16 protein-coding genes, 1 other RNA gene and 3 pseudogenes are annotated in these 22,926 nt (G+C 67.6%); 13 read left to right on the plus strand and 7 right to left on the minus strand.

The window, feature by feature from the left end:
- Positions 1 to 172 precede the first annotated feature (172 nt).
- The 10 genes and pseudogenes from ubiD (at position 173) to G4G31_RS12245 (ending at position 7,834) form a co-directional block, all read left to right on the plus strand.
- Positions 173 to 1,672 carry a 4-hydroxy-3-polyprenylbenzoate decarboxylase gene (gene ubiD / locus G4G31_RS12210; RefSeq protein WP_182987949.1) on the plus strand — a complete coding sequence of 500 codons (1,500 nt, stop codon included), beginning with the start codon at positions 173 to 175 and terminating at the stop codon, positions 1,670 to 1,672.
- A gap of 89 nt (positions 1,673 to 1,761) precedes the next feature.
- Positions 1,762 to 1,860, plus strand: an RNA gene (gene ffs, locus G4G31_RS12215) — signal recognition particle sRNA small type.
- 180 nt (positions 1,861 to 2,040) lie between these two features.
- Positions 2,041 to 4,225 (plus strand): annotated as a pseudogene (locus G4G31_RS12220) (DNA polymerase III subunit gamma/tau).
- Between the two features lie 45 nt (positions 4,226 to 4,270).
- Complete coding sequence (locus G4G31_RS12225; RefSeq protein WP_182987950.1) at positions 4,271 to 4,600, plus strand: YbaB/EbfC family nucleoid-associated protein; 330 nt, start codon at positions 4,271 to 4,273, stop codon at positions 4,598 to 4,600.
- Between the two features lie 10 nt (positions 4,601 to 4,610).
- The gene (locus G4G31_RS12230) at positions 4,611 to 4,913 is read left to right on the plus strand and encodes a YciI family protein (protein ID WP_182987951.1); all 303 of its coding nucleotides are present in this window, start codon (positions 4,611 to 4,613) and stop codon (positions 4,911 to 4,913) included.
- Positions 4,914 to 4,927: 14 nt separating this feature from the next.
- The gene (recR, locus tag G4G31_RS12235) at positions 4,928 to 5,518 is read left to right on the plus strand and encodes a recombination mediator RecR (RefSeq protein ID WP_182987952.1); all 591 of its coding nucleotides are present in this window, start codon (positions 4,928 to 4,930) and stop codon (positions 5,516 to 5,518) included.
- Positions 5,519 to 5,750: 232 nt separating this feature from the next.
- Positions 5,751 to 6,338 carry a glycosyltransferase gene (locus tag G4G31_RS25925; RefSeq protein WP_229424915.1) on the plus strand — a complete coding sequence of 196 codons (588 nt, stop codon included), beginning with the start codon at positions 5,751 to 5,753 and terminating at the stop codon, positions 6,336 to 6,338.
- Positions 6,280 to 6,441: a hypothetical protein gene (locus tag G4G31_RS25930; RefSeq protein WP_229424916.1), complete on the plus strand. Its 162-nt coding sequence runs from the start codon at positions 6,280 to 6,282 to the stop codon at positions 6,439 to 6,441. Before G4G31_RS25925 ends, G4G31_RS25930 begins: the two co-directional genes overlap by 59 nt.
- On the plus strand, positions 6,438 to 6,884 hold the full coding sequence (locus G4G31_RS25935) for a glycosyltransferase (RefSeq protein WP_229424917.1): 447 nt from the start codon (positions 6,438 to 6,440) through the stop codon (positions 6,882 to 6,884). The genes G4G31_RS25930 and G4G31_RS25935 overlap by 4 nt, the downstream gene beginning before the upstream one ends.
- Positions 6,885 to 7,030: 146 nt before the next feature.
- Positions 7,031 to 7,834, plus strand: a complete 804-nt coding sequence (locus tag G4G31_RS12245) for a DUF2334 domain-containing protein (protein ID WP_229424918.1) — start codon at positions 7,031 to 7,033, stop codon at positions 7,832 to 7,834.
- 30 nt (positions 7,835 to 7,864) lie between these two features.
- Here the strand turns inward: G4G31_RS12245 and G4G31_RS12250 are convergent, their stop codons facing one another.
- The gene (locus G4G31_RS12250; protein WP_182987953.1) at positions 7,865 to 8,143 is read right to left on the minus strand and encodes a hypothetical protein; all 279 of its coding nucleotides are present in this window, start codon (positions 8,141 to 8,143) and stop codon (positions 7,865 to 7,867) included.
- 190 nt (positions 8,144 to 8,333) lie between these two features.
- On the opposite strand from G4G31_RS12250, the pseudogene G4G31_RS12255 reads away from it, so the two are divergent.
- A pseudogene (locus G4G31_RS12255) lies at positions 8,334 to 10,750 on the plus strand (penicillin acylase family protein); the annotation flags it as partial.
- A gap of 18 nt (positions 10,751 to 10,768) precedes the next feature.
- Here the strand turns inward: G4G31_RS12255 and G4G31_RS25940 are convergent.
- The 6 genes from G4G31_RS25940 to G4G31_RS12275 all read right to left on the minus strand — a co-directional run bounded on the left by G4G31_RS25940 (position 10,769) and on the right by G4G31_RS12275 (position 19,346).
- A complete protein-coding gene (locus G4G31_RS25940; protein ID WP_229425693.1) occupies positions 10,769 to 11,563 on the minus strand; it encodes an FG-GAP repeat protein in 795 nt (264 codons plus the stop codon).
- 145 nt (positions 11,564 to 11,708) lie between these two features.
- On the minus strand, positions 11,709 to 13,943 hold the full coding sequence (locus tag G4G31_RS12260; protein WP_182987954.1) for a bifunctional diguanylate cyclase/phosphodiesterase: 2,235 nt from the start codon (positions 13,941 to 13,943) through the stop codon (positions 11,709 to 11,711).
- Entirely contained in the window at positions 13,943 to 14,443 is a 501-nt protein-coding gene (locus G4G31_RS28275) for an Hpt domain-containing protein (RefSeq protein ID WP_308621383.1), read from the minus strand. Before G4G31_RS28275 ends, G4G31_RS12260 begins: the two co-directional genes overlap by 1 nt.
- Positions 14,392 to 16,761 carry an ATP-binding protein gene (locus G4G31_RS12265; RefSeq protein WP_308621385.1) on the minus strand — a complete coding sequence of 790 codons (2,370 nt, stop codon included), beginning with the start codon at positions 16,759 to 16,761 and terminating at the stop codon, positions 14,392 to 14,394. Before G4G31_RS12265 ends, G4G31_RS28275 begins: the two co-directional genes overlap by 52 nt.
- Before the next feature lie 321 nt (positions 16,762 to 17,082).
- Entirely contained in the window at positions 17,083 to 17,280 is a 198-nt protein-coding gene (locus tag G4G31_RS12270) for a YbdD/YjiX family protein (protein WP_182987955.1), read from the minus strand.
- Positions 17,280 to 19,346 (minus strand): carbon starvation CstA family protein, encoded by a 2,067-nt coding sequence (locus tag G4G31_RS12275; protein ID WP_182987956.1) that lies wholly within the window; start codon positions 19,344 to 19,346, stop codon positions 17,280 to 17,282. Before G4G31_RS12275 ends, G4G31_RS12270 begins: the two co-directional genes overlap by 1 nt.
- 354 nt (positions 19,347 to 19,700) lie before the next feature.
- Here G4G31_RS12275 and G4G31_RS12280 point away from each other — a divergent pair, with 354 nt between their 5' ends.
- Positions 19,701 to 20,690 (plus strand): HDOD domain-containing protein, encoded by a 990-nt coding sequence (locus G4G31_RS12280; RefSeq protein ID WP_229425597.1) that lies wholly within the window; start codon positions 19,701 to 19,703, stop codon positions 20,688 to 20,690.
- A 104-nt stretch (positions 20,691 to 20,794) separates the two neighbouring features.
- Positions 20,795 to 22,859 (plus strand): annotated as a pseudogene (locus G4G31_RS12285) (putative bifunctional diguanylate cyclase/phosphodiesterase).
- Positions 22,860 to 22,926 lie beyond the last annotated feature (67 nt).

The following is a 22,926-nucleotide window of genomic DNA, read 5'->3' on the forward strand; positions in this document are numbered from 1 at the left end:
AGTAGGGTGGATTCTAGGCGGTCGTTTATACCAAGTCAATACTAGCACGACTGCCCTTTATTACTTTTGAATCTTACTTATCTTGGGTGAGCTCAGCAATACCTTGCCAAATCAAATACTTGGCGGCGCAATTTGATTAACCGCAAGCAATCGAAAAAACAAGCAAAACTTGATGAAATATTCCGATCTCCGGGATTTTATGTCCCAGCTGCAACAAAACGGCGAATTAAAGCACGTTGGCCTCCCCATTTCCACCCATCTGGAGATGACCGAGGTCTGCGACCGCACGCTGCGCGCCGCCGGCCCGGCACTGTTGTTCGACCATGCGACGGATGCGCGCGGCGGCAGGCATGCGATGCCGGTGCTGGCCAACCTGTTCGGCACGCCGCAGCGCGTGGCCCTGGGCATGGGTGCCAGCGACGTAAGCGAACTGCGCCGCATCGGTCACGTGCTGGCGCGCCTGAAGGAACCGGAACCGCCGCGCGGCTTCAAGGACATCATGGGACTCGGGTCCCTCGTGAAAGCCGTATGGGACATGGCGCCGAAGGAAGTGAAGGGCGCCGCCTGCCAGGAAATCGTCTGGGAAGGGCAGGACGTGGACCTTGCCCGCCTGCCGATCCAGCATTGCTGGCCGGGCGACGTCGCGCCTCTCATCACCTGGGGACTGGTGGTCACCAAGGGGCCGAACAAGAAGCGCCAGAACCTGGGCATCTACCGCCAGCAGGTGCTGGGGCCGAACAAGGTGATCATGCGCTGGCTGGCGCACCGCGGCGGCGCGCTCGACTTCCGCGAGCACGCGATCGCCAACCCGGGCCAGCCCTATCCGGTGGCGGTGGCCCTCGGGGCCGACCCCGCCACCATTCTCGGCGCGGTGACGCCGGTGCCGGACAGTCTGTCGGAATACCAGTTCGCAGGCCTGCTGCGGGGCCAGCGCACGGTGCTGACGAAAGCCATCGGCAGCGAACTGCGCGTTCCGGCGTCGAGCGAAATCGTGCTGGAAGGGCATATCTACCCGGATGCGAACCACCCGTCCGGCTTCGAGCATGCGCTGGAAGGGCCGTACGGCGACCATACCGGCTATTACAACGAGCAGGACAGCTTCCCCGTGTTCACGATCGACCGCATCACGATGCGGCGCGACCCCATCTATCACTCCACCTACACCGGCAAGCCGCCCGACGAGCCGGCCGTGCTGGGCGTGGCGCTCAATGAAGTCTTCATCCCGCTCCTGCAGAAGCAGTTCAGCGAGATCACCGACTTCTACCTGCCGCCGGAAGGCTGCAGCTACCGCATGGCCGTGGTGCAGATGAAGAAGCAGTACGCCGGCCACGCCAAGCGCGTGATGTTCGGGGTCTGGAGTTTCTTGCGCCAGTTCATGTATACGAAGTTCATCGTCGTGGTGGACGAGGATGTCGACGTGCGCGACTGGAAGGAAGTGATCTGGGCCATCACGACCCGGGTCGATCCGACGCGCGACACGGTCCTGGTCGACAACACGCCGATCGACTACCTCGACTTCGCCTCGCCTATCAGCGGGCTGGGCAGCAAGATGGGCATCGACGCCACCAACAAGTGGCCAGGCGAAACGAATCGCGAATGGGGTACGCCGATCGTGATGGCGCCAGACGTGAAAACACGCGTCGATGCGATCTGGCAGCAACTGGGCCTGTAGCGAGGGGCGGGCAGGGCTGCGGATGGCGGCCCTGCCCACCCATTGAAATCGCTGCCCACAAAGCCGCGCGCTGGGTTATAATGCGCGCTGGCGGGCCCCTGCGCATTGTGGCATGGTTTACCTGGTCAGGTCGGGAACGAAGCAGCCAAAGCCGTTCACCGCAAGTGCCGCAGATCAGGCTCGCCTCCTTCGTTTTCCTCGTTGTACCTTCCCCTCTGCATTCTCTGTTCGGCATCTCGTGCCGGCGCTTCTATCTGCTCGACAATTGTTTGCCTGTCAAGACAGAAGTTGCACATTTGCATGCAATCTTCATCCCGGCCTCAGCCGGTAATGTTCGCGGCATGGCCCAACTGCGGTAAAATCGTGGCATGTCCTATCAAGTCCTCGCCCGCAAATACCGCCCCAAGAACTTCGAAACGCTGGTCGGCCAGGAGCACGTCGTGCGCGCGCTCACGCACGCGCTCGGCTCGGGCCGCCTGCACCATGCCTACCTGTTTACGGGGACGCGCGGGGTCGGCAAGACCACGCTGTCGCGCATTCTTGCCAAGTCGCTCAACTGTACCGGTCCGGACGGGCAGGGCGGCATCACCGCCGCGCCTTGTGGGCAATGCGAGGCTTGCCGCGCGATCGATGCCGGCCGCTTCGTCGACTATATAGAGATGGACGCCGCGTCGAACCGCGGCGTCGACGAAATGGCGCAGCTGCTCGAGCAGGCCGTCTACGCGCCCAGCAATGCACGCTTCAAGGTCTACATGATCGACGAGGTGCACATGCTGACCAACCACGCCTTCAACTCGATGCTGAAGACGCTGGAAGAGCCGCCCGAGCACGTCAAATTCATCCTCGCGACCACCGATCCGCAGAAGATCCCGGTGACGGTGCTGTCACGCTGCCTCCAGTTCAACCTCAAGCAAATGCCGCCCGGTCACATCGTCGGCCACCTCGAGAACATCCTCGGCCAGGAAGGCGTGAGCTTCGAACAACCCGCGCTGCGCCTCCTGGCGCAGGGCGCCCACGGCTCGATGCGCGACGCGCTGTCGCTGACCGACCAGGCCATTGCCTATGCCGCCGGCGCCGTCACCCGGAAGCCGTGCAGGGCATGCTCGGCGCGCTCGACCAGTCCTACCTCGTGCGCCTGCTCGACGCGCTGGCTGCCCAGAACGGCGCCGACCTGCTGGCCGTGGCCGACGAAATGGCCAGCCGCAGCCTGTCGTACAACGGCGCGCTGCAAGACACGGGCACGCTGCTGCACCGCATCGCGCTGGCGCAATCGGTGCCGAACGCGGTGCCGCAGGATTTGCCTGAACTGGCCGACATCCTGCGCCTGGCGCAGCGCTTCGATGCGCAGGAAGTGCAGCTGTATTACCAGATCGCCGTGCACGGGCGTAACGAGATCGGCCTGGCGCCGGACGAGTATGCGGGCTTCACGATGACCTTGCTGCGCATGCTGGCTTTCCGTCCGGGGCAGGGCGGTGCCGACAGCCTGCCAGCCGCGCCTGTGGCAAGCGCGCCGCGTGCGGCACCGGGCGCGCCACGTGCCGCGGCAGCGGCGGCAGCACCAGCACAGGCGAGCGCGCCGGCGGCGCCGGCAGCCGCAGCGCCACGTCCAGCGCCACCGAGCGCACCCGCGGCGGCCGCCAACCCGGCGCCGGCCATGAATTCGGCGCGTGCCGCCATCAATGCCGCGCTGGAAGCGGCGCGTGCGGCTTCTGGCCAGCGCGCGCCGGCCAAGCGTCCAGGCGCCGATGCGCCGCCGCCAGCACCTTCGGCACCAGCCGCCGAACCGGCAGCGCCGGCGCGGCCGATCCAGGTCGGCCCGTCCGCGCCTCCGGGCGGCACCGGTGCGCGGATGGCGCCGCCGCCTGCGCCCACGGCCGGCATGTCCCCAGCGCAAGGCGGCGGTACGCCGCCCCGGGACCGTCCGCAAGGCCAGGCCCGGGCACAGGCGCACGCCCAGGCCGACATGCGCCAGCAACCGCAGGCGCGCGCAGCTTACGATGCGGGCGCCGGCGAAGACGGTCCGCCCTCGTGGGTGACCGAATTTTCCGACGACACCGCCGTCGCCTCCGAAGCGCCGGCCGTCGTGACCGCGCCGGCGCCGGTGCGCGCACCGAGCGCGCCGCCGCATGCCTATGTCGTCACACCGGTGCCGCAGATCGATTGGGACGGCAACTGGCCGGCCCTGGACCGCCTCGCTGGCACTGCGCGGCGTGTCGCAGCAGCTGGCGCTGCAGACTGAATTGATTGGCTGCCACGCCGACGCCGGCTCGATCGTGTTCCGCCTGCGCGTGCCGGTCGACACCCTGCGCGCCAGCGGCAACAGCGAAAAAACTGCAGGCGGCCTTGCAGGAACGTTTCCCCGACAAGCGGGTCAATCTCGAGACCGAGCTTGGACCTGTCTGGTACACGGCCAGCGCCGAAGCCAAGGCCGCGCGCGAGGAGCGCCAGCGCCAGGCCGAGGCGGTCGTCGCCGGCGACGCTTTTGTCCAGGAGATGGAGCGCACCTTCAATGCCTTCGTCGTGCCCGGCTCGGTGAAGCCGCCGGCCGCCTGACCCGTTCGAACCCCATTTACTATCCGATCATTGGAGAACAGCATCATGATGAAAAACCAGCTCGCAGGCTTGATGAAACAGGCGCAAGCCATGCAGGACAACATGAAGAAGGCGCAGGAGCAGCTGGCCCTCGTCGAAGTCGAAGGCCAGTCCGGCGCCGGCCTGGTGAAGGTCACGATGACCTGCAAGAACGACGTCAAGCGCGTCCAGATCGATCCATCGCTGTTGGCCGACGACAAGGACATGCTGGAAGACCTGGTCGCCGCCGCCTTCAACGACGCCGTGCGCAAGGCCGAAGCCACCGCCGCGGAAAAGATGAGCGGCCTGACCGCCGGCATGCCTGGCCTGCCGCCCGGCTTCAAGATGCCGTTCTGATCCCGGATCCATGTTCATCGTTTCGCTCAGCTATACCGCCCCGCTCGAGGAGGTCGATGCGCACCTTGCCGCGCACCGCGATTTCCTCGCCGCGCATTATGCGAACGGAACCTTCCTGATGTCGGGGCGCAAGGTGCCGCGCGACGGCGGCATCATCGTCGCCAATGCGCCCAGCCGCGCCGCGCTGGACGCCGTGCTGGGTGAGGATCCGTTCGCCCGTGCGGGCGTCGCGCGCTACGAGGTCACCGAGTTCGTGCCGACCATGACGACCGAGGCGCTTTCCGCCTGGCGCGTCGCACAGCGCGCCGCGTAGGCTGTCCACACAAGATGTCCAAATCACTCGACTTCCTCACCGAGGCCCTGCGCCGCCTGCCCGGCATCGGCCCCAAGTCGGCCCAGCGCATGGCCTTCCACCTGCTGCAGCACGACCGCGAGGGAGCGGCGATGCTCTCGCGCGCGCTCTACCAGGCCGTCGACACGGTGCACCACTGCGCCATGTGCAATACCTTCGCCGACACCGAAATCTGCGAGATGTGCGCCGACGAGGCGCGCGACCACACGCTGCTGTGCATCGTCGAGACGCCCGCCGACCAGATGATGATCGAGCAGACCCTGACCTTCAAGGGCCTGTATTTCGTGCTGATGGGGCGGCTGTCGCCGCTCGACGGCATCGGTCCGAAAGACCTGCACCTCGACAAGCTGGTGGCACGCGCCGCCGACGGCGTGGTCGGCGAAGTGGTGCTGGCAACCAATTTCACCAACGAGGGCGAAGCCACTGCCCACTACATCTCCGAGATGCTCAAGGCGCGCGGCCTGCGGGTCAGCCGCCTGGCGCGCGGCGTGCCTGTCGGCGGCGAGCTCGAGTACGTCGATGCCGGCACGATAGCGCGCGCCATGCTTGATCGCCGCACTGCATAATGGTCGCAATGACAACCCGGTAGCCCCGGAGTGGCGGGTGCCCGTTTGCGTGCGCGCAATCCATGTTGAGGGTCCGCTGCTATCGTGGGCTCCTTCGAGCGAGGGAAAAAATTGTCAGGGCAAGACCCTGAGGGCGTGGCGTCATCGTCGAAGACAGTACACTGGTACGTCGAGACGAATGCAACGCCGCCATGGCGATTTTTTCACACGCTCTCCAAGCGGACCTGCGAGCATGCATCTTGTCGACATCACCATGTTCTACGCCGCCGAAGGCAACGGCGTGAGCACCTACCTGAATGCCAAGGCGCGCTGGCTGGCGCGTAACAGCCGCGTTCGCCATACGATTCTCAGTCCCAACGTGGACAGCGGCGGCGAGGCGCCCAGGCTGGTGCGCGTGCCTGCCTTTGCCCTGCCCGGCATCAATGGTTTTCGCATGCCGGTCTCGGTACGGGCGCCGGCCCGCCTGCTGCACCAGGCCGCACCCGACCTGATCGAGGTCGGCGACGCCGGTCACAGCGCCTGGGCCGCGCTCAAGCTGCGCCGCCGCCTTGGCGTCCCGGCAATCGCCTTCTACCATTCCGACCTGCCGCGCCCGGTAAGGCCGCGCTTCGGCCAGACCGCCGAACAGGCCACCTGCAAATACCTGGCCCACCTGTACCGCCAGTTCGACCTCGTGCTGGCGCCGAGCCGTGATGGTCGAGCAGCTGCACGACATGGGCGTGCAGGGCGCGCGCCACCAGTCGCTGGGCATCGACAGCGCCGTGTTCCACCCGTCGCGCCGCGTCGAGACGCTGCGCGCCCACCTGCGCCTGCCGCCTGACGCGCGCCTGCTGGTCTACGCGGGGCGCTTCACGCCCGAAAAGAAGTTGCCGCTCCTGATCGAGGCGGTGCGCAAGCTGGGGCGGCCCTATCACCGGTCATGATCGGCGGCGGCGCCGAGCTGCCGCGCTATCCGCAGATCACCTATCTGCCCTTCAAGCGCAACCAGCGCCAGCTGGCACGGCTGCTCGCCAGCTGCGACGTGCTGGTGCATCCGGGCGACTGCGAAACTTTCGGCCTGATCGTGCTCGAGGCCATGGCTTGCGGCCTGCCGGTCGTGGCCACCGGGGGCGGCGGCGTGGCCGAGCTCGTGGACGAGCGCACCGGCATCCTGGCGCGTCCGAACTGTGTCGACAGCCTGGCCGGCGCGATCGAGGCGATCTACGGTCGCGATCTGGCCGAGCTGGGCGCGAATGCGCGCCGCAAGGCGGCCGAATACTATGACTGGAACGAAATCCTGCCGCAGGTGATGCGGCGCTACCAGGCGGTGCTGGGTACGCGCGAGCAGGACGAACCGGGCGCGGAAGGCATCTGTGTTCCCGAATGAGGGGAAGGGCGCGTGGACCCCGGCAGCCGCATCGCCGGCGGCGTTGCCAGGCGGTGGCGCGGCTGGCGCGTTGTCGGCTGCGTCGGCCTCGGTACTGAATGCAGGTTCCGGTATGGCGCCTCAGCAGATGATCCAGGCCCCGCACGATGCGCTGTCATCCCCACGCCTCGCCCGCGCTGACGGCGCACCGCTGCTATGCGTTTCCATCCACGACGTCGCCCCCGCCACCGGGAAGCCTGTGCGCAGCTGGCCGAAGCCCTGCGTGGCATCGCCGACATCGCGCTGACCTGGCTGGTGGTGCCGCGCTACCACGACCGCGCGGACGACGAGCGGGCCATGCGCGCCGGTCTGGATGCGGCCCGGCACGTGGCGACGAACTGGTCCTGCATGGCTATACCCATCTCGACAGCGCGGCACCCGAAGGCAGCCTGCGTGCACGCTTCCTGCGCGGCGTGTACACCCAGCGCGAGGGCGAATTCGCCGCCTTGACGGCGGCCGAGGCGCGGATGCGGATCGAGCTGGGCCTGGCGTGGTTCCGGGCGCGCGGGTGGGAGCCAAGCGGCTTCGTCCCGCCGGCCTGGCTGCTGGGACAAGGTTCACGGGAAGCGCTGGCCGGCTACGGCTTCAGCTACACCACGACCTTCACGCGTTTTCACCTGCTGCCAGAGCGCGGCTCGGTGTTCGCGCCTTCGCTCGTCTACGCGGCGCGCAACCGGGCAGGGCGCCTGTTTTCGCCACTTGCTGCCAGCATGGCCGCCCGCGCGCTGGCAGGAAGCCCGCTGATGCGCCTGAGCCTGCATCCGCCCGATCTGCGCCATCCGCGCCTGATGGCGCATGCACGCCACATCGTCGCGCGCGCACTCGAGACGCGCGCCGCCGTCACCAAAGCCGAGTGTGCACAGCGCCTGCGCCAGCTGCATCCCGGCGCAGTGCGACCCGGTGCCCGCTAGCGCGGGAGCGTTCCGCCAGCGCGGCCAGTGTTACCAGCCCCGGCCCCAATAACCGCCACCCCAATAGCCGCCGCGCCATGGCCCGGCGTATCCTGGACTGCCGTAGCGCTGCACGTCGTCCTTGGTGCTCAGGCTGATGATGCAATCGCGCCATTGGTCCGATTGCTGGGCATAGCCGAGGCGGTCGCAGGCGGGGCCGTAGACGGCGATCATCTCCGCCATTTCGGCCTGCTTGCGCGCTGCGCGCTCTTGCGGGGTGGCACAGGCGCCCAGCAACAGCGCGGCCGTCAATACGATGTAGGTACGCATCGTTCACTCCTTTTTAGCGTTTGACTTGTTGGCTTCGAGCTTAGCGCAAGAATCCGAACACTGCTCGAATCCACCAATCGCGCGGTCGTAAGGGCGCGACTCGGGGCGCGCACGCAAGCGGACGCTGCTATGCGCGAACGTGGTTTTCTGGCAATATATTTAGCTTCGATAACAACAAGATGAGGGGACCATGCGCAAACCTGGCGCACCATCCTGGACCTTGCGCATTGCGCTGGGCTTGCTCGGCCTCGTCCTGCTGGCGCTGCTGGGTGCCTGGCTGTTCCTGCGCGCCAGCCTGGCGCAACTCGACGGCAAGCGCGAGACGGCCGGGCTGGCCGCCGCCGTGACGGTCGAGCGCGACGCGGCCGGTGTGCCCCTGATCCGCGGGGAGAACCGCCTTGACCTGGCCTATGCCACCGGTTTCGTGCATGCCCGGGAACGCTATTTCCAGATGGACCTGCTGCGCCGCACCGCCGCCGGCGAACTGGCCGAGCTGTTCGGGCCGCGCGCCTTGCCGCTCGACCGCGCACGCCGCCTGCACCGCTTCCGCGCCCGTGCCGGCAAGGTGCTGGCCGGGCTGGCACCGCAGGACCGTGCTTTCCTCGACCGCTATGTCGCCGGCGTCAACGATGGCCTGAACGCGCTGTCGGCGCGTCCCTTCGAGTACGTGCTCGCCGGCGCGCCGCCGGTCGCCTGGCGCGCCGAGGACAGCCTGCTGGTGGTCTGGGCCATGTACCTCGACCTGCAGGGCAACCAGGAAGCGCGCGAACTGGCGCGCGGCTGGCTGCGCGAACACAGCACCCCGGCCCAGTTGGCCTTCCTGCTGCCGGAGGCAAGCAAGCGCCTGGGATGCGCCGCTCGACGGCAGCGCATCCGCCTTGCCTGCGGGCGCGCCGCTGCCGCCGGGAGCGCCTGGCTGGTGGGGTAAACCGGCCGCGGCACCAGCGCGCGTAGCCATGCTCGAGCGCGGCGACGCCGTTGGCAGCAACAATTATGCGATTGCCGGCAGCCGCAGCGCCAGCGGCGCGGCGATCGTTGCCGACGACATGCACCTCGGCCTGCAATTGCCGAACATCTGGTACCGGCTGGCGCTGTCCTGGCCGTCCGCGCCAGGCGAGGCTGCCGTCAATGGGCGCAAGCGCATCGTCGGCGTGACGCTGCCGGGCGCGCCGCCGCTCGTCATCGCCGGCAGCAACGGCAAGGTGGCCTGGGGCTTCACCAACAGCTATGGCGACTATCTGGACCTGGTCGAAGTCGGGATGGACGCGGAGCACGCCGGCCAGGTGCGCCTGCCGGCAGGCTGGGAGCGCCCGGCCGAGCATGCGGAAACGATCGCGGTGAAGGGCGGCCCGGCCGAAACGCTGCTGGTACGCGAGACCACGCTCGGGCCCCTGCGCGTGGCAAACGGCAAGACCTACGCGGTGCACTGGATCGCCCACCATCCGCAAGCGCTCAACCTGAACCACCTGCGCCTGGAAGGCGCGGCCACGCTCGACGCAGCGCTGGGCATCGCGGCCACGGATGGCATCCCGGCGCAGAATTTCGTCGCCGGCGACGCCGCCGGCAACATCGGCTGGACCGTCGCCGGCATGCTGCCACGCCGCGCGGCGACGGAAGGCATCAGCTTCCCGCTGGCCGCCGCCGATGGCGTGCCGACCTGGGATGGCCTGCTGGCGCCGGCCGATTATCCGCGCGTGGTCAACCCCGCCGGCGGTCAGCTGTGGACTGCGAACAGCCGCCAGTTGCTGGGAGCGGGAAGCGCGCTGCTCGGCGACGGCGGTTTCGACCTCGGTGCGCGCAGCAGCCAGCTGAAGGACCGCCTGCAGCGGCTGGGGGGCGCGCACGGACGTAGCCGCCGCCTTCGACGCGGCGCTGGACGACCGCGCCCTGTTCATCGCGCGCTGGCGCGAACGCGCACTGAACACGCTCGACGTCGACGCCACCCGCGACCAGCCGCGCCGCGCCGAGTTCCGTCGCCAGCTCGAAACCAGCTGGAACGGCCGTGCCGCCACCGATTCGGTGGGCTACCGGCTGGCGCGTAACTTCATGTGGGCACTGCATGACGAGCTCTTTGGCGCGGCGAATGCGGCGATGGCCGGCCTCGATCCGAAGGCGACGTTTGCAGTGGCCAATCCACGCTGGCCGGCGAGCTTGGCGCGCCTGCTCGACGAGCAGCCGGCCGGCTGGCTGCCGCCGGGCCGGCGCGACTGGCGTGCGGTCCAGCTGGCGGCGATCGACCGCGTCATCGCGGATCTCGACAAGGAAGGCGTGCCGCTGGCGCAGGCCACCTGGGGCACGCGCAATACGGCGGCGATCGCGCATCCGATCGCGCTGGCGGTACCGGCGCTGGCGGGCGTGCTGGGGGTGCCGCCCGACCAGCTGCCGGGCGACTCGCACATGCCGCGCGTGGCGGGACCGAAGTTCGGTCAGTCGGAGCGGATGACGGTGTCGCCGGGCCGCGAGGAGGAGGGGCTGTTCAACATGCCGGGCGGGCAGAGCGGCCACCCCTTGTCGCCGTTCTTCCTGCGCGGGCATGCCGAATGGGTGCAGGGCAAACCGCAGCCGCTGTTGCCGGGCGCGGCGCGCCATACCCTGACGCTGGCGCCTGCGCGCTGGGACGGCGGTTCAGCAACCGTACTGGGTCGGGTCCCAGAAATAGAAGCGCGCCGCGGGACGCCGGGGCTTGCCGCTCGCGAGTTGGCTGGACAGGAAGAGCTGCATCTCGAGCGCGCGGCGCTCCAGCTGCGGCCGCACGACAAGGTCCGGCTTGCCGTCGCCATCGAGGTCGCCGATCCAGACGACGAAGTCGTCCGGCAGCAGCGGCGTGCCCAGTTCCGGCATCTCGCTGTCGGCAACCGCTATCGTGCGTTCGTCCTCGCCGAAGCGGACTTTCCAGTCCACTTTTACACGTGCCAGGCAAAATGTCGCATCCGAACACGGGTCTTCGAAGGTGGTCGACAGCGTGGCCGCAAGGGTGAGCGCCTGGCCATCGATGTCGTAGCGGCGCACTTCGCTGGCGCGCCATGGCTCTTCGGAGACCGGCTTCCCGCTCTGGAAGCGCTTGTTGAAATACCAGGTGCGCACCGGGCCCTCCTTCAGGCCAGGCAGGCCGCGCACCGGGAACAGCGCGGGCGCGCTGCCGGCGGTACGGGCGACTACACCCTGGGCCGGACCATCGGTCGTCGCAATCGGCTCGGCGCGGATGCGCACCTCGTCCTTCTTCAATGCACAGGTCTGCGCGCAGTGCAGGGCATGGTACTCACCGGCGGGAAACTGAATGGTATCGGCAAAGAAGGCGTAGCCCGACGGCTTGCCATGAATGAGGTGGATCTGTTCGGCGGCCTGCAGCGGGGCCGATGCGAGGATTGCGGCCATGCAGGCGAAGATGGCGATATGACGAACGACATGGATCGAAGACATGGGCTCTGGTCGCGAGGATGGCTGACCCCGGCAGTGTAGCACCGCGGCGGGCACGCCGGCACCGCTGGCCGCCGAGCGCTGAACGCCGGGCGCGTTCCCACGCGTCGGGCGTTCGCAAAACATGCGTGGCGGGAAAGCCGGGCGCTCAGCGCGCGGGCAGCTCCAGCGGCAGCTTGCGCAGCATCTGGTCGATGGCTTCGGCGCTCGACGGCCGGCCGAGGAAGAAACCCTGAACCACGTCGCAGCCGAACTGCTCGAGCAGCACCAGCTGTTCGTCGGTCTCGACGCCTTCGGCCACCACCGCCATTTTCAGGCCGTGCGCCATGGCGATGATGGCGCGGGTGATCGCCGCGTTTTCCGAGTCCTGCGGCAGGCCGCAAATGAAGCTGCGGTCGATCTTCAGCGCGCGCACGTCGAAGCGCTTCAGGTAGTTCATCGACGAGTAGCCGGTACCGAAGTCGTCGATCGACAGGTAGACGCCGATGCCGCGCAGCTGTTCGAGCGTGGCCATGGTCGCCTTGGCGTCGTCCATCAGCGTGCCTTCGGTGAGCTCGAGTTCCAGCAGCTTCGGATCGAGTCCGGTGTCTCCCAGGGCCGAGAGCACGATCTGCGACAGGTTCTCGTCCTTGAACTGCTTGGCTGACAGGTTCACCGCCATGCGCACTGCGCGCCGTCCCATCCCCTGCCACAGGCGCGCCTGGTTGCAGGCGGTGCGCAGCACCCATTCGCCGATCGGCACGATCAGGCCCGTTTCCTCGGCAAGCGGAATGAATTCGGTGGGCGAGATGATGCCGCGTTCCGGATGGCGCCAGCGCACCAGCGCTTCGACGCCGACGACGTCGAGCGAGCGCACGTCGAGCTGCGGCTGGTAGAGCAGGTAGAGCTCATCGTTCTGCAGGGCGCGGCGCAGGCCCACTTCGAGTTTCACGTGGCTCATGATCTGCATCGTCAGCGAAGAGCTGTACAGCTTGGCGTTGTTCTTGCCGCAGTTCTTGGCGTGGTACATCGCCGTGTCGGCGTACTTGAGCAGCGAATTGCAGTCGTCGCCGTCCTCGGGGAAGAGCGAGATGCCGATGGAGGCGGTGACGAAAATCTCGTTGCCGTCGATGAGGAAAGGGCGGCGCATCGCTTCCTTGACGCGGTGGGCCACGTTCAGCGCGTGTTCCACGCGTTCCAGGTCGGGGATCAGGATCGTGAATTCGTCGCCGCCCAGGCGCGCCATGTGCGTCGCGCCCGCAGTGGCGGCCTGTACCTCGTGCCCTTCCGGCGTGCCTTCCTGGACTACTTCCTCGTGCGGCGTCCCGTCGGGCAGGGCTTCGCTGCGCGAGACCAGGTCGCTGGGACGGATCGTCTCGCGCAGGCGTTCGGACACGATTTTCAGCAGGTGGTCGCCGACGTTGTGGCCGAGCGTGTCGTTGATGCGCTTGAAAGCGTCGAGGTCCATGAACAGCACCGCGAACTTCTTGTTGCCGATCTTCGAGCGCTGCAGCTCGCGTTCGAGGGTTTCGAGGAAGGCCTGGCGGTTCGGGATGCCGGTCAGGCTGTCGCAGTAGGCCAGCCGGCGGATCTGCTCCTCGGTGCGTTTGCGCTCGCTGATGTCGCGCACCAGGCCGAGCACTTCCGATGGCCCGGTGGCCACCAGGCGCGCCTCGAAATGCTGGACGACGCCGAAGCGCACCAATTCGTACTCGACCGAGCGCACCTGGCGCGTGCGCAGCACTTCCTTCAGCTGGGCCAGCATGCGCGCGGAGATCTCCTTCGGCAGCACTTCGCCGATGTGGCGACCGACGCAGCGTTCGCTGGTGAAGGGGGCCGGGGTGTCGTTGTCGTCGGCGCGCTGGCCGTGCCCGCCCGGACGCAGGCGTCCGCGGCCCGGTTCGTAGTCGAGGTAGAAGCCGTCGCCGTTCATGCGGAAGAAGGTGTCGGGAATCGCGGCCAGCACGGCGCGGTTCTGGGCGTCGGCGATGCGCAGGCGCGCGATGGCGTCGCTGGCGCGCAGCACGTACAGCACCCGGTGGCCGAGGATGGGCCAGTTGATCGGCTTGGAGACGAAATCCGTGGCGCCGGCTTCGTAGGCGCTGGTGACGGCTTCGACATCGTCGCCGCCGGTGACCATCACGATCGGCACCGAGGGACCGCCTGCTTCGGCCTGGCGAATGGCACGGCAGGCGGCGAAGCCGTCAACGTGCGGCATCTCGACATCCATCAAAATGAGGTCGGGCCGGCGTTCCCGTGCCAGGGCAATGGCCTGGCGGCCGTCCTCGGCCTCGATGCCATGCAGGCCGACGTTGTGCAGCATCTCGAGCATCAGGAGGCGCATCACCGGATCGTCGTCGGCCACCAGCACGACACCGCGTTGAGGGGAAGGGGAGGCTGGCATCATGTTTCCTTCTCTAGCATGGCATTGAGCGAATGGCGGACCGCGGGGAATTGCTGTTCCAGCCCGGTCACCAGTGTGGCCGCGCCTTCGACGCTGGCGGCGCGGCCGAGTTGTTCGAGTTCCCTGCACAGGCGGGCAAAGGCGTCGGCGCCGACGTTGGCGCTGGCCGACTTCAGGCTGTGGGCGACGCGGCGCACGGTATCGGCGTCCTGGCTGGTTGCGGCCCGGCGCAGGGTGGCCAGATGCCGCGGCGTGTCGCCGACATAGGCCGCGATGACCTTCTGTACCAGCGCGTCGCCGCCGTCGCGGCTGAGGGCGCGGATCTTCTCCAGTGCCGCCGCATTGATGACGTCGCGCTGGATCACTTCGCGCGCTTCCGGCGGCAGGGTCGGCGTGCACTCGTCGTGGTGGACGGTAGCGGCGATCGGCAATGCGATCCAGCGCCCCATTACGCCCGCCAGTTCCTGCTGGGTGAAGGGCTTGGAGAGGTAGTCGTCCATACCGGCGGCGAGGCAGGCTTCGCGGTCGCCTGCAACGCGTTGGCGGTAATGGCGATGACCGGCAGGGTGCGCGGCCGTCCCGCCTCGCGTTCTTCGCCGCGGATGGCGGCGGTGGCGGCAAAGCCGTCCATGACCGGCATCTGGCAATCCATTAGCACGGCCGCGTAATCGTGGATGCGCACGGCCTGCAGCGCCTCCGCGCCGTTGCGGGCGACATCGGCCTGCAGGCCCAGGCTCTCGAGCATGGCCTTGGCCACCTCGACGTTGACCGGGTTGTCTTCGGCCAGCAGCACGCGGCGCATGCGCTGGCGCTCGCCGGACGCCGGCAGCGCCTGAGGCGGCGGCAGGAACTGTGGCGCCGGCGCAGTGAGGCCGCGCGGGCGCGTCGCCAGACAGGCGAACAGGTCGGCCGCCCGCGCGGGCTTGATCAGCTGGTAGGCGACGCCGGCGCCGCGCCGCTGCACCGGATCAGCGGCGCTGCGTTCGGGGCTGATCAGGATCAGGCGGGTCGGGCGCGTCAGGGCGTGGGCGCGGATCGTGGCGGCGAGCAGCAGGCCGCTCGACTGCGGCAGCTCCATGTCGATCACGGCGGCGTCGAAGGGCGTGCCCGCGTCGGCGGCGGTGGCCAGGCGCCGCACCGCATCGCCCGGGTCGCCGCTGCCTTCGCACGCGACCTTCCAGTCGGCCAGGTGGCGCTGCATGCCGATGCGGCTGGTCTCGTTCTCGTCGACGATCAGCACGCGCATGCCGGCCAGGGTGTGCTGCTGCCCGCCGGGTGCATCGGGATCGACGCGGCGCTTGTCGAAGCTGACCGTGAACCAGAACACGGACCCGCGCGTGGTGCCATTGTCGACGCCGATCGCCCCGCCCATCAGTTCGACCAGCTGCCTGGAGATCGCCAGGCCCAGGCCCGTGCCGCCGAACTTGCGCGTGGTCGAGTCGTCGGCCTGGGAAAACGCTTCGAACAGGCGGCTCCTCGCTTCGTGCGAGATGCCGATGCCGGTATCGATCACTTCGAAGCGCAGCACGACGGCCTGGCTGTCTTCGCTGGCGACGCGCACGCGCGCTTCGATACGGCCTTCCTCGGTGAACTTGATGGCATTGCCCAGCAGGTTGGCCATGATCTGGCGCAGCCGGTTCGGGTCGCCGCAGATGGCGACCGGGATATCGTTGGCGATGTCGAAGTCGAGCGCAATGCCCTTCGCTTGCGCCTGCGGCGTGTAGACCGTGTGGATGTCTTCCAGCAAGTCCCACAGGTTGAAGTTGATGTACTCGATGGTGAGCTTGCCGGCTTCGATCTTGGAAAAGTCGAGGATGTCGTTGATGATGACGAGCAGGTGCTCGCCCGAACGCTTCACCAGCCGCGTGTAGTTGCGCTGGGTGTCGGTGAGCTCGGTCCCGAGCAGCATTTCGGTCATGCCGAGCACGCCGTTCATGGGGGTGCGAATCTCGTGGCTCATGGTGGCAAGGAATGCGCTCTTCGCGCGGCTGGCCGCTTCGGCCGCGTTCTTGGCGCGCTCGAGCTGTTCGGTGCGCACCGATACCTGGCGTTCGAGTTCGTCGCGGTGGTGGGTCAGTGCCGCGCCGCGGCCCTCGATCTGCGACAGCATGTCGTTGAAGCTGTCGATCAGCGTGCCCAGTTCGTCGCTGCGGCCGTGCGCCACGCGCAGCGTGTAGTTCTGGCTTTCCGACACCTTCTGCGCGGCGCCGATCAGCTTCCTGACCGGGTCGGTGATGCTGCGCGTGAAGCGCCGCGCCAGCACCAGCGAGACCAGCAGCGCCGCGCACATGGCCGCACCGAGCACGCCCACGCTGCGCAGGATGTCGCGCCACATCGGCAGCAGGTCGGCTTCGATCACGATGACGCCGACCCGGGCGCGGTCGTTGGCGACCTGGCGGTACAGGCGCATGCGCGTCGACACCAGGCGCGCGCCGTGCAGGTTCGCTTCCACGAGTTCGACCTCGTCGGCGATCGCCAGCGTCGGCGCCGTCTTCGCGGTGCCATGGGCCGGCGCGACGTAGTCGGCGAACAGGCGGCCATGGCTGTCGTAGAGCGCCGCGAAGCTGATCTCTTCTTTCGCGGCGAGCGAGGCGAGCAGGGTGCGCGCCAGGTTGCGGTCGTTGAAGACGAGGGTATCGGCACTGTTGGCGGCCACCACCGCGGCCAGCGAGGCCAGTGCCACGCGCTCGTCCTTGCGCCCGTTGACCACCGAGGCGCAGGCAAAGGCGATGAAGACGAACAGCAGCGCGGTACCGGTCGAGAGCAGCGACATCGACGTCAGTTTGCGGTTCAGGCTGGAGCGCTCGGATGTCGGCATGGAGGCATCAATCAGGGCAGGAGCGGCGGACGGCGTGGGCCGGCGCCAACGCGCGCGTGCCCTCCTTGCAGAAGTGAAAATTCCTGCAAGAAAAAATAGTACGTGGGAGGGGGAAGGGGGACTTTGCGGTGGCGCAAGTAGGGTGGGCAAGCGTTGCCTACCCGACGGTTCTGGGCGATACCGCTCGTGCGTTGTCGTAGCGTGACGGCTCCGCCGCCCACGCGTTCAACAGGCAGATGCCATCCGAACCACAGTCAAAGCTGGAACGCCGAAAGCGTGGACGGATGGCCCGTCCACGCGTCCTTCAAACTACGGCCGAGCTCAGCAGCAACCCCCGCTGCGCCCGGACCCGTACCGCGCTTCCTGGCGCTCGCGGAAAAACTCCTCGTAGGTCATCGGGGTTTTATCCGGATGCTCGCGCTCCATATGCGCCAGGTAAGTGTCGTACTCCGGCAAGCCGACCATCAGGCGCATGCTTTGCCCGAGGTATTTGCCGGCCTGGGCGAGGGCGGCCAGCATCACCGCACCTGCGCCGCCGGGGCCGCCACGAACGGCGATTCCTTCACCGTCGGGTTGCCGTTGTTGCGCGCATTGATGACGGTGCGGATGCCGTACACCAGCACCGCCACCACCACGACCATGAAGAAGCCGCACAGCGTGGCGTCGACATAGTCGTTGAAGACGATGCGGCTCATCTGGTCGAGCGACTTGGCCGGAGCCAGCACGGTACCGGCGTCGAGCGCGGCCTGGAATTTCTGGGCGTGGGCGACGAAACCGACCTTCACGTTCGGGCTGAAGATCTTCTGCCAGCCGGCTGTCAGGGTGCAGATCAGGAGCCAGATGGTCGGCACGATCGTCACCCAGGCGTACTGGCCACGCTTCATCTTGAACAGCACCACGGTGCCCAGCGTCAGGGCGATACCGGCCAGCATCTGGTTGGCGATGCCGAACAGCGGCCACAGGGTGTTGATGCCGCCCAGCGGATCGACCACGCCCTGGTACAGGAAGTAGCCCCAGGCGGCCACGCACAGGCCGGTCGCCAGCAGGTTGGCCGGCAGCGATTCCGTGCGTTTCAGCGATGGGACAAACGCGCCCAGCAAGTCCTGCAGCATGAAGCGGCCCGCGCGCGTTCCTGCGTCGACCGCGGTGAGGATGAAGAGCGCCTCGAACAGGATCGCAAAGTGGTACCAGAAGGCCATCATCGCCTTGCCGCCAACCACGTTGGCCAGGATGTTGGCCATGCCCACGGCCAGCGTCGGGGCGCCGCCCGCGCGCGAGATGATGGTGTGCTCGCCCACGTCCTTGGCCACTTGCGTGAGCGTTTCAGGCGTGACCACGAAGCCCCAGTTCGAGACCGCGGCGGCAGCCGACTGCGCGGTGGTGCCCAGCACGGCGGCCGGCGCGTTCATCGCGAAGTACACGCCCGGGTCGATGGTGGACGCGGCCACCAGCGCCATGATGGCGACGAACGATTCCATCAGCATCGCGCCGTAGCCGATGAAGCGGGCGTGGGTCTCGTTCTCGATCATCTTCGGCGTCGTGCCCGAGGAAATCAGCGCGTGGAAGCCGGAGACGGCGCCGCAGGCGATGGTGATGAACAGGAAGGGGAACAGATTGCCCGACCAGACCGGGCCGGTGCCGTCGATGAAGCGGGTCACGGCGGGCATCTGCATGTGCGGTGCGACCAGCACGATGCCGATGGCCAGCGCCACGATGGTGCCGATTTTCAGGAAAGTGGAGAGGTAGTCGCGCGGCGCCAGCAGCAGCCACACGGGAATGACCGAAGCGACGAAGCCGTAGCCGATCAGCATCCAGGTCAACTGGACGCCGGTGAAGGTGAACATCGGGCCAAGCGTGGCCGAATCGTGCACGTACTGGCCGCCGATGATGGCCAGCATCAGCAGGATGAAGCCGATGAAGGAGATTTCGCCGATGCGGCCCACGCGCACATAGCGCGAATAAATGCCCATGAAGAGCGCGATCGGGATCGTCGCCATCACGGTAAAGCTGCCCCAGGGCGAGCCGGTCAGGGCTTTCACCACGATCAGCGCCAGCACCGCCAGGATGATGACCATGATCATGAAGGTGCCGAAGAGGGCGATGATGCCGGGGATTTCCCCCATTTCGGATTTGATCAGGTCGCCCAGCGAGCGGCCGTCGCGGCGCATCGACATGAACAGCACGATAAAGTCCTGCACGGCGCCGGCGAAGACGACGCCGGCCAGGATCCACATCATGCCGGGCAGGTAGCCCATCTGCGCGGCGAGGACCGGACCGACCAGCGGCCCGGCGCCGGCAATGGCCGCGAAGTGGTGGCCGAACAGGACGTATTTATTCGTCGGCACGTAGTCGAGGCCGTCGTTGTACTTGTAGGCCGGGGTCTGGCGGCCGGGATCGAGTCCCATCACCTTCGTGGCGATGTAGAGGCTGTAAAAGCGGTAGGCGATGAGGTAGACGCAGACGGCGGCCGCCACCACCCACACGGCGTTGATCGACTCGCCGCGGCGCAGGGCCACATAAGCGAGCGCGACAGCGCCGAAGAGTGAGAGCGCCGCCCAGCCGAGTCGATTTCCGAGACTTTTCATGGGTGGCTCCTTAGGTTTTTTTCTCATGGGGGTACGGCGCAGCCGGGACATGCCCTCGAACATGCCGAAGCGTGCACGGACAGCGGCAGGCGGACGGCGTGTCGCCCCCATCTTGCCCCATTATGGAAATGGCAAGCGCATGATTCTAACCCGTCAAGCTTGCCATTCAGGCTACGTAGAATCACGTATGCACGCACGTTGGAATATGTCCACGTGGAAACATTTTTAGTTGCGTTTAGTTAAGCCGTCGACTAAGATGACCCGACCGATCACTCTGAAGATGCCGATGTCTGTGCAGGACTCCCAAGCGTTCCCGCTGGTGCGGCTGCACCCCGTCGCCAATGGCCAGAACGAGTGGGTTGCACTGCTGATCGACCCGGTGCCGGGACCGGCGCTGCACGAGATGCTGGCGGCGCTTTTCGGTACGCCCGACCTCCTGAGCGCGGTCGCGCCGCTCGACTGCGTGCTGCGCATTCCCGATCCCGCCGAACTCACCCCGAACCTGCTGTCGCTGCTGCCGCCGCAACGCGTGGTGCTGGCCGTCGATGCCTTGTCCGCCATTCTCGATGGCCGTGCCGAGCAGACGGCGGCGCTGCGGGAAGGTGGCTACCGCGTGCTGCTCGAGCGCGTGCCAGGCCCCGGCGCGGGGCTTTCGGCACCTCCGCAGAGCGTGGCGCGCGACTGCTCGGGGGATCGCTGCCGCCCGGCAGCCTGCCGCCCCTGTTCGCTCCGCACCTGGCCTCACCACGTCGACAGCGCGCCGCGCCTGCTGGACTGCGCGCGCGCCGGCTTCACCTGGTTCAGCGGCGCCTATCCGCTCGACCCGGCAGGCGCCCCCGGGAACCCGACGGGCCCTCGCGCCGGCGCGTACTGGGCCTCTTGGCGCTGCTCGCGCGCGACGCCGATTCACGCGAGCTCGAGCTCCTGCTCAAGCAGGACCCGGTCCTGTCCTTCCACCTGCTCAAGCTGGTCAATTCCGCGGCCTTCGCCGTCAACACCCAGATCACGAGCTATGCCCAGGCGATCGCCGTCCTCGGACGACGCCAGCTGCAGCGCTGGCTGCAGTTGCTCCCTGTACGCACGCGCCGCCGCCGACGGCGCGCCGAACCTGCTGCTGCCGCTGGCGGCGCTGCGCGCAGGGCAGCTCGAGATCCTGTGCAAGGCAGACGGCGGCGAGCGCGACGACCAGGACCTGGCCTTCATGACCGGCGCCTTTTCCCTGCTCGACCGCCTGCTCGGCATGCCGATGGCCGCCATCCTGGCGGACCTGCAGCTGCCGGCCCACGTCGAGGCGGCGCTGCTTTGGCGCGAGGGGGAGCTCGGACGGCGCCTGGCGATGGTTGAAGGCGGAGCCGACCCGGCGCAGCTGGCCCGCGCCGGCATCGATCCACAACGCTGGTGGGCCAGCCAGCTGCACGCCCATCACTGGGCGATCCAGGTAGGCCGCAATGTCTGAGCTGCTGGCGGTGCGCTGCCACGACTTCGTCGCCTCCAGCGCGGCCCTTTCCGCCGCCGTGCTGCGCCTGCGCGGCGAAGCCCCTGGCCGAGGAACTCGGACGCATCGCGCGCGAGCTGCTGACCAGTCCGGCAGGGCGCTTCGTGGCATCCGATCCGCTCGACCTCGCCGCCTCCGTTCCGCGCGCCGCTGCGCCCGGCACCCTGCTGCAGGAAATCCACACCGAGGCCGGCTACCATGGCTATTACGAAGTCGGCGGACGCACCGACTACAGCGCGGAGGACCGCCGCCACCTGGCCGCGCTGGGAGCGCTCACCGGCACGCTGCTGCAAGTCCATTCGCTGGCCCAGCGCGCTACCCACGCCTATGCCGGCCTCGAAGCGCAGGCGGCGCGCCAGACGCAGATCCTCGAGCAGATCCACGAATCGGTCCTGACGCTCGACCAGATGGGCTATATCACGGGTTGGAACCGCGGCGCCGAGGAGCTGTTCGGCTATTCGGCGCTGGAAGCGGTGGGCCGCAACATCCTGTTCCTCTACGCCGACCAGGACGAGGAAGCCAGCGCGCTGCCCGACGCGTTCGCGGAAGAGGGCGGACGCATGATGGAAGTGCGGCGCCGTAAGAAATCGGGAGAGGTGTTCTGGGCCAGCCTGTCGCTGTCGCCGCTGCGCGACCTCGACGAGCGCCCGGTCGGCCTGATCGCCTACCTCACCGACATCACCGAGCGCAAGCTGGCCGAAGAGCGCCTGTACCATCTGGCTTATTACAACGAATTGACCGGGCTGCCGAACCGTTCGCTGTTCGCGCGCCTGGTCGACCAGGCCCTGACGGTCGCGCAGCGCAACGAGCTGTCCGGCTGCCTGCTCTTCATCGACCTGAACCGCTTCAAGCTGGTCAACGACACCCTCGGACGCAGTATCGGCGACGAATTGCTGCGCCAGGTGGCCGCGCGCTTTCGCCAGGCGCTGCGCGAGGAAGACGTGGTCGCGCATTTGTCGGGCGACGAATTCGCGGTCGGCCTGTTCGACGTGCGCCAGCATTTCGAAGCGACCACCGTCGCGCGCAAACTGCAGGCGGCACTGGACGCGCCCTTCCTGATCGAAGGTCACGACCTGCGCGTGGGCGCCAGCGTCGGCATCAGCGTCTATCCCCAAAACGGCATGGATGCCGATACCTTGCTGCGCATGGCCGACATCGCCATGGCGCGCGCCAAGGAAGGCCACGCCAACCCCGACCACAGCGTCGCCTTCTACAGCCTCGACATGAACAAGGGCATGCACGAGCGCATGCGCATCGAATCAGGCCTGCGCCACGCGCTCGGCCACGACGAGCTGCTACTGTATTACCAGCCCAAGTTCGAGATCGGCAGCGACCGCATCGTCGGCGCCGAAGCGCTGGTGCGCTGGCTGCACCCCGAGCGCGGCCTGGTACCCCCGGGCGAATTCATTCCGATGGCCGAGACCACCGGCCTGATCGTGCAGGTGGGCGAATGGGTGCTGGAGCAGGCCTGCGCCCAGGCGGCCAGCTGGCAGCGCGCGGGCTTGCCGCCGCTGCGCCTGGCGGTGAACGTCTCGGCGCGCGAATTCACCGAATCGCTGCCCGACCGCGTCGCCGACACGCTCGCGCGCCACGGGCTCGACCCGTGCTGGCTCGAACTCGAGATCACCGAAAGCACCCTGATGCACGACATCGACCGCGTGATCGGCATCATGGACCGCATCAACGCGCTCGGCGTCGCGCTCTCGCTGGACGACTTCGGCACCGGCTACTCGAGCCTGTCCTACCTGAAGCGCTTCCCGATCCAGACCCTGAAGATCGACCGCTCCTTCACGACCGGCATCCCGCTTGACGCGAGCGACTGCGCGATCGCCAGCACCATCATCAGCATCGGCCGCCAGCTCGGCCACCGCGTGATCGCCGAAGGTGTGGAGACGCTCGAGCAGTTGTCCTTCCTGCGCGACTCGGGCTGCGACGAGGTGCAGGGCTACCTGTACGCGGCGCCGCTGCCGGCAGGGCGCTTCGAGCAGGGGCTGCGGGAGAACTGGCTGCTGGTGTGATGCGTAGGGTGGACGCGGTCGGCGAGGCGGGTTCCCCGTCCACGCGGTGATAGGCTGACGATGATCT

The sequence above is a fragment of the Massilia sp. Se16.2.3 genome, assembly GCF_014171595.1.
Lineage (GTDB): Bacteria > Pseudomonadota > Gammaproteobacteria > Burkholderiales > Burkholderiaceae_D > Telluria.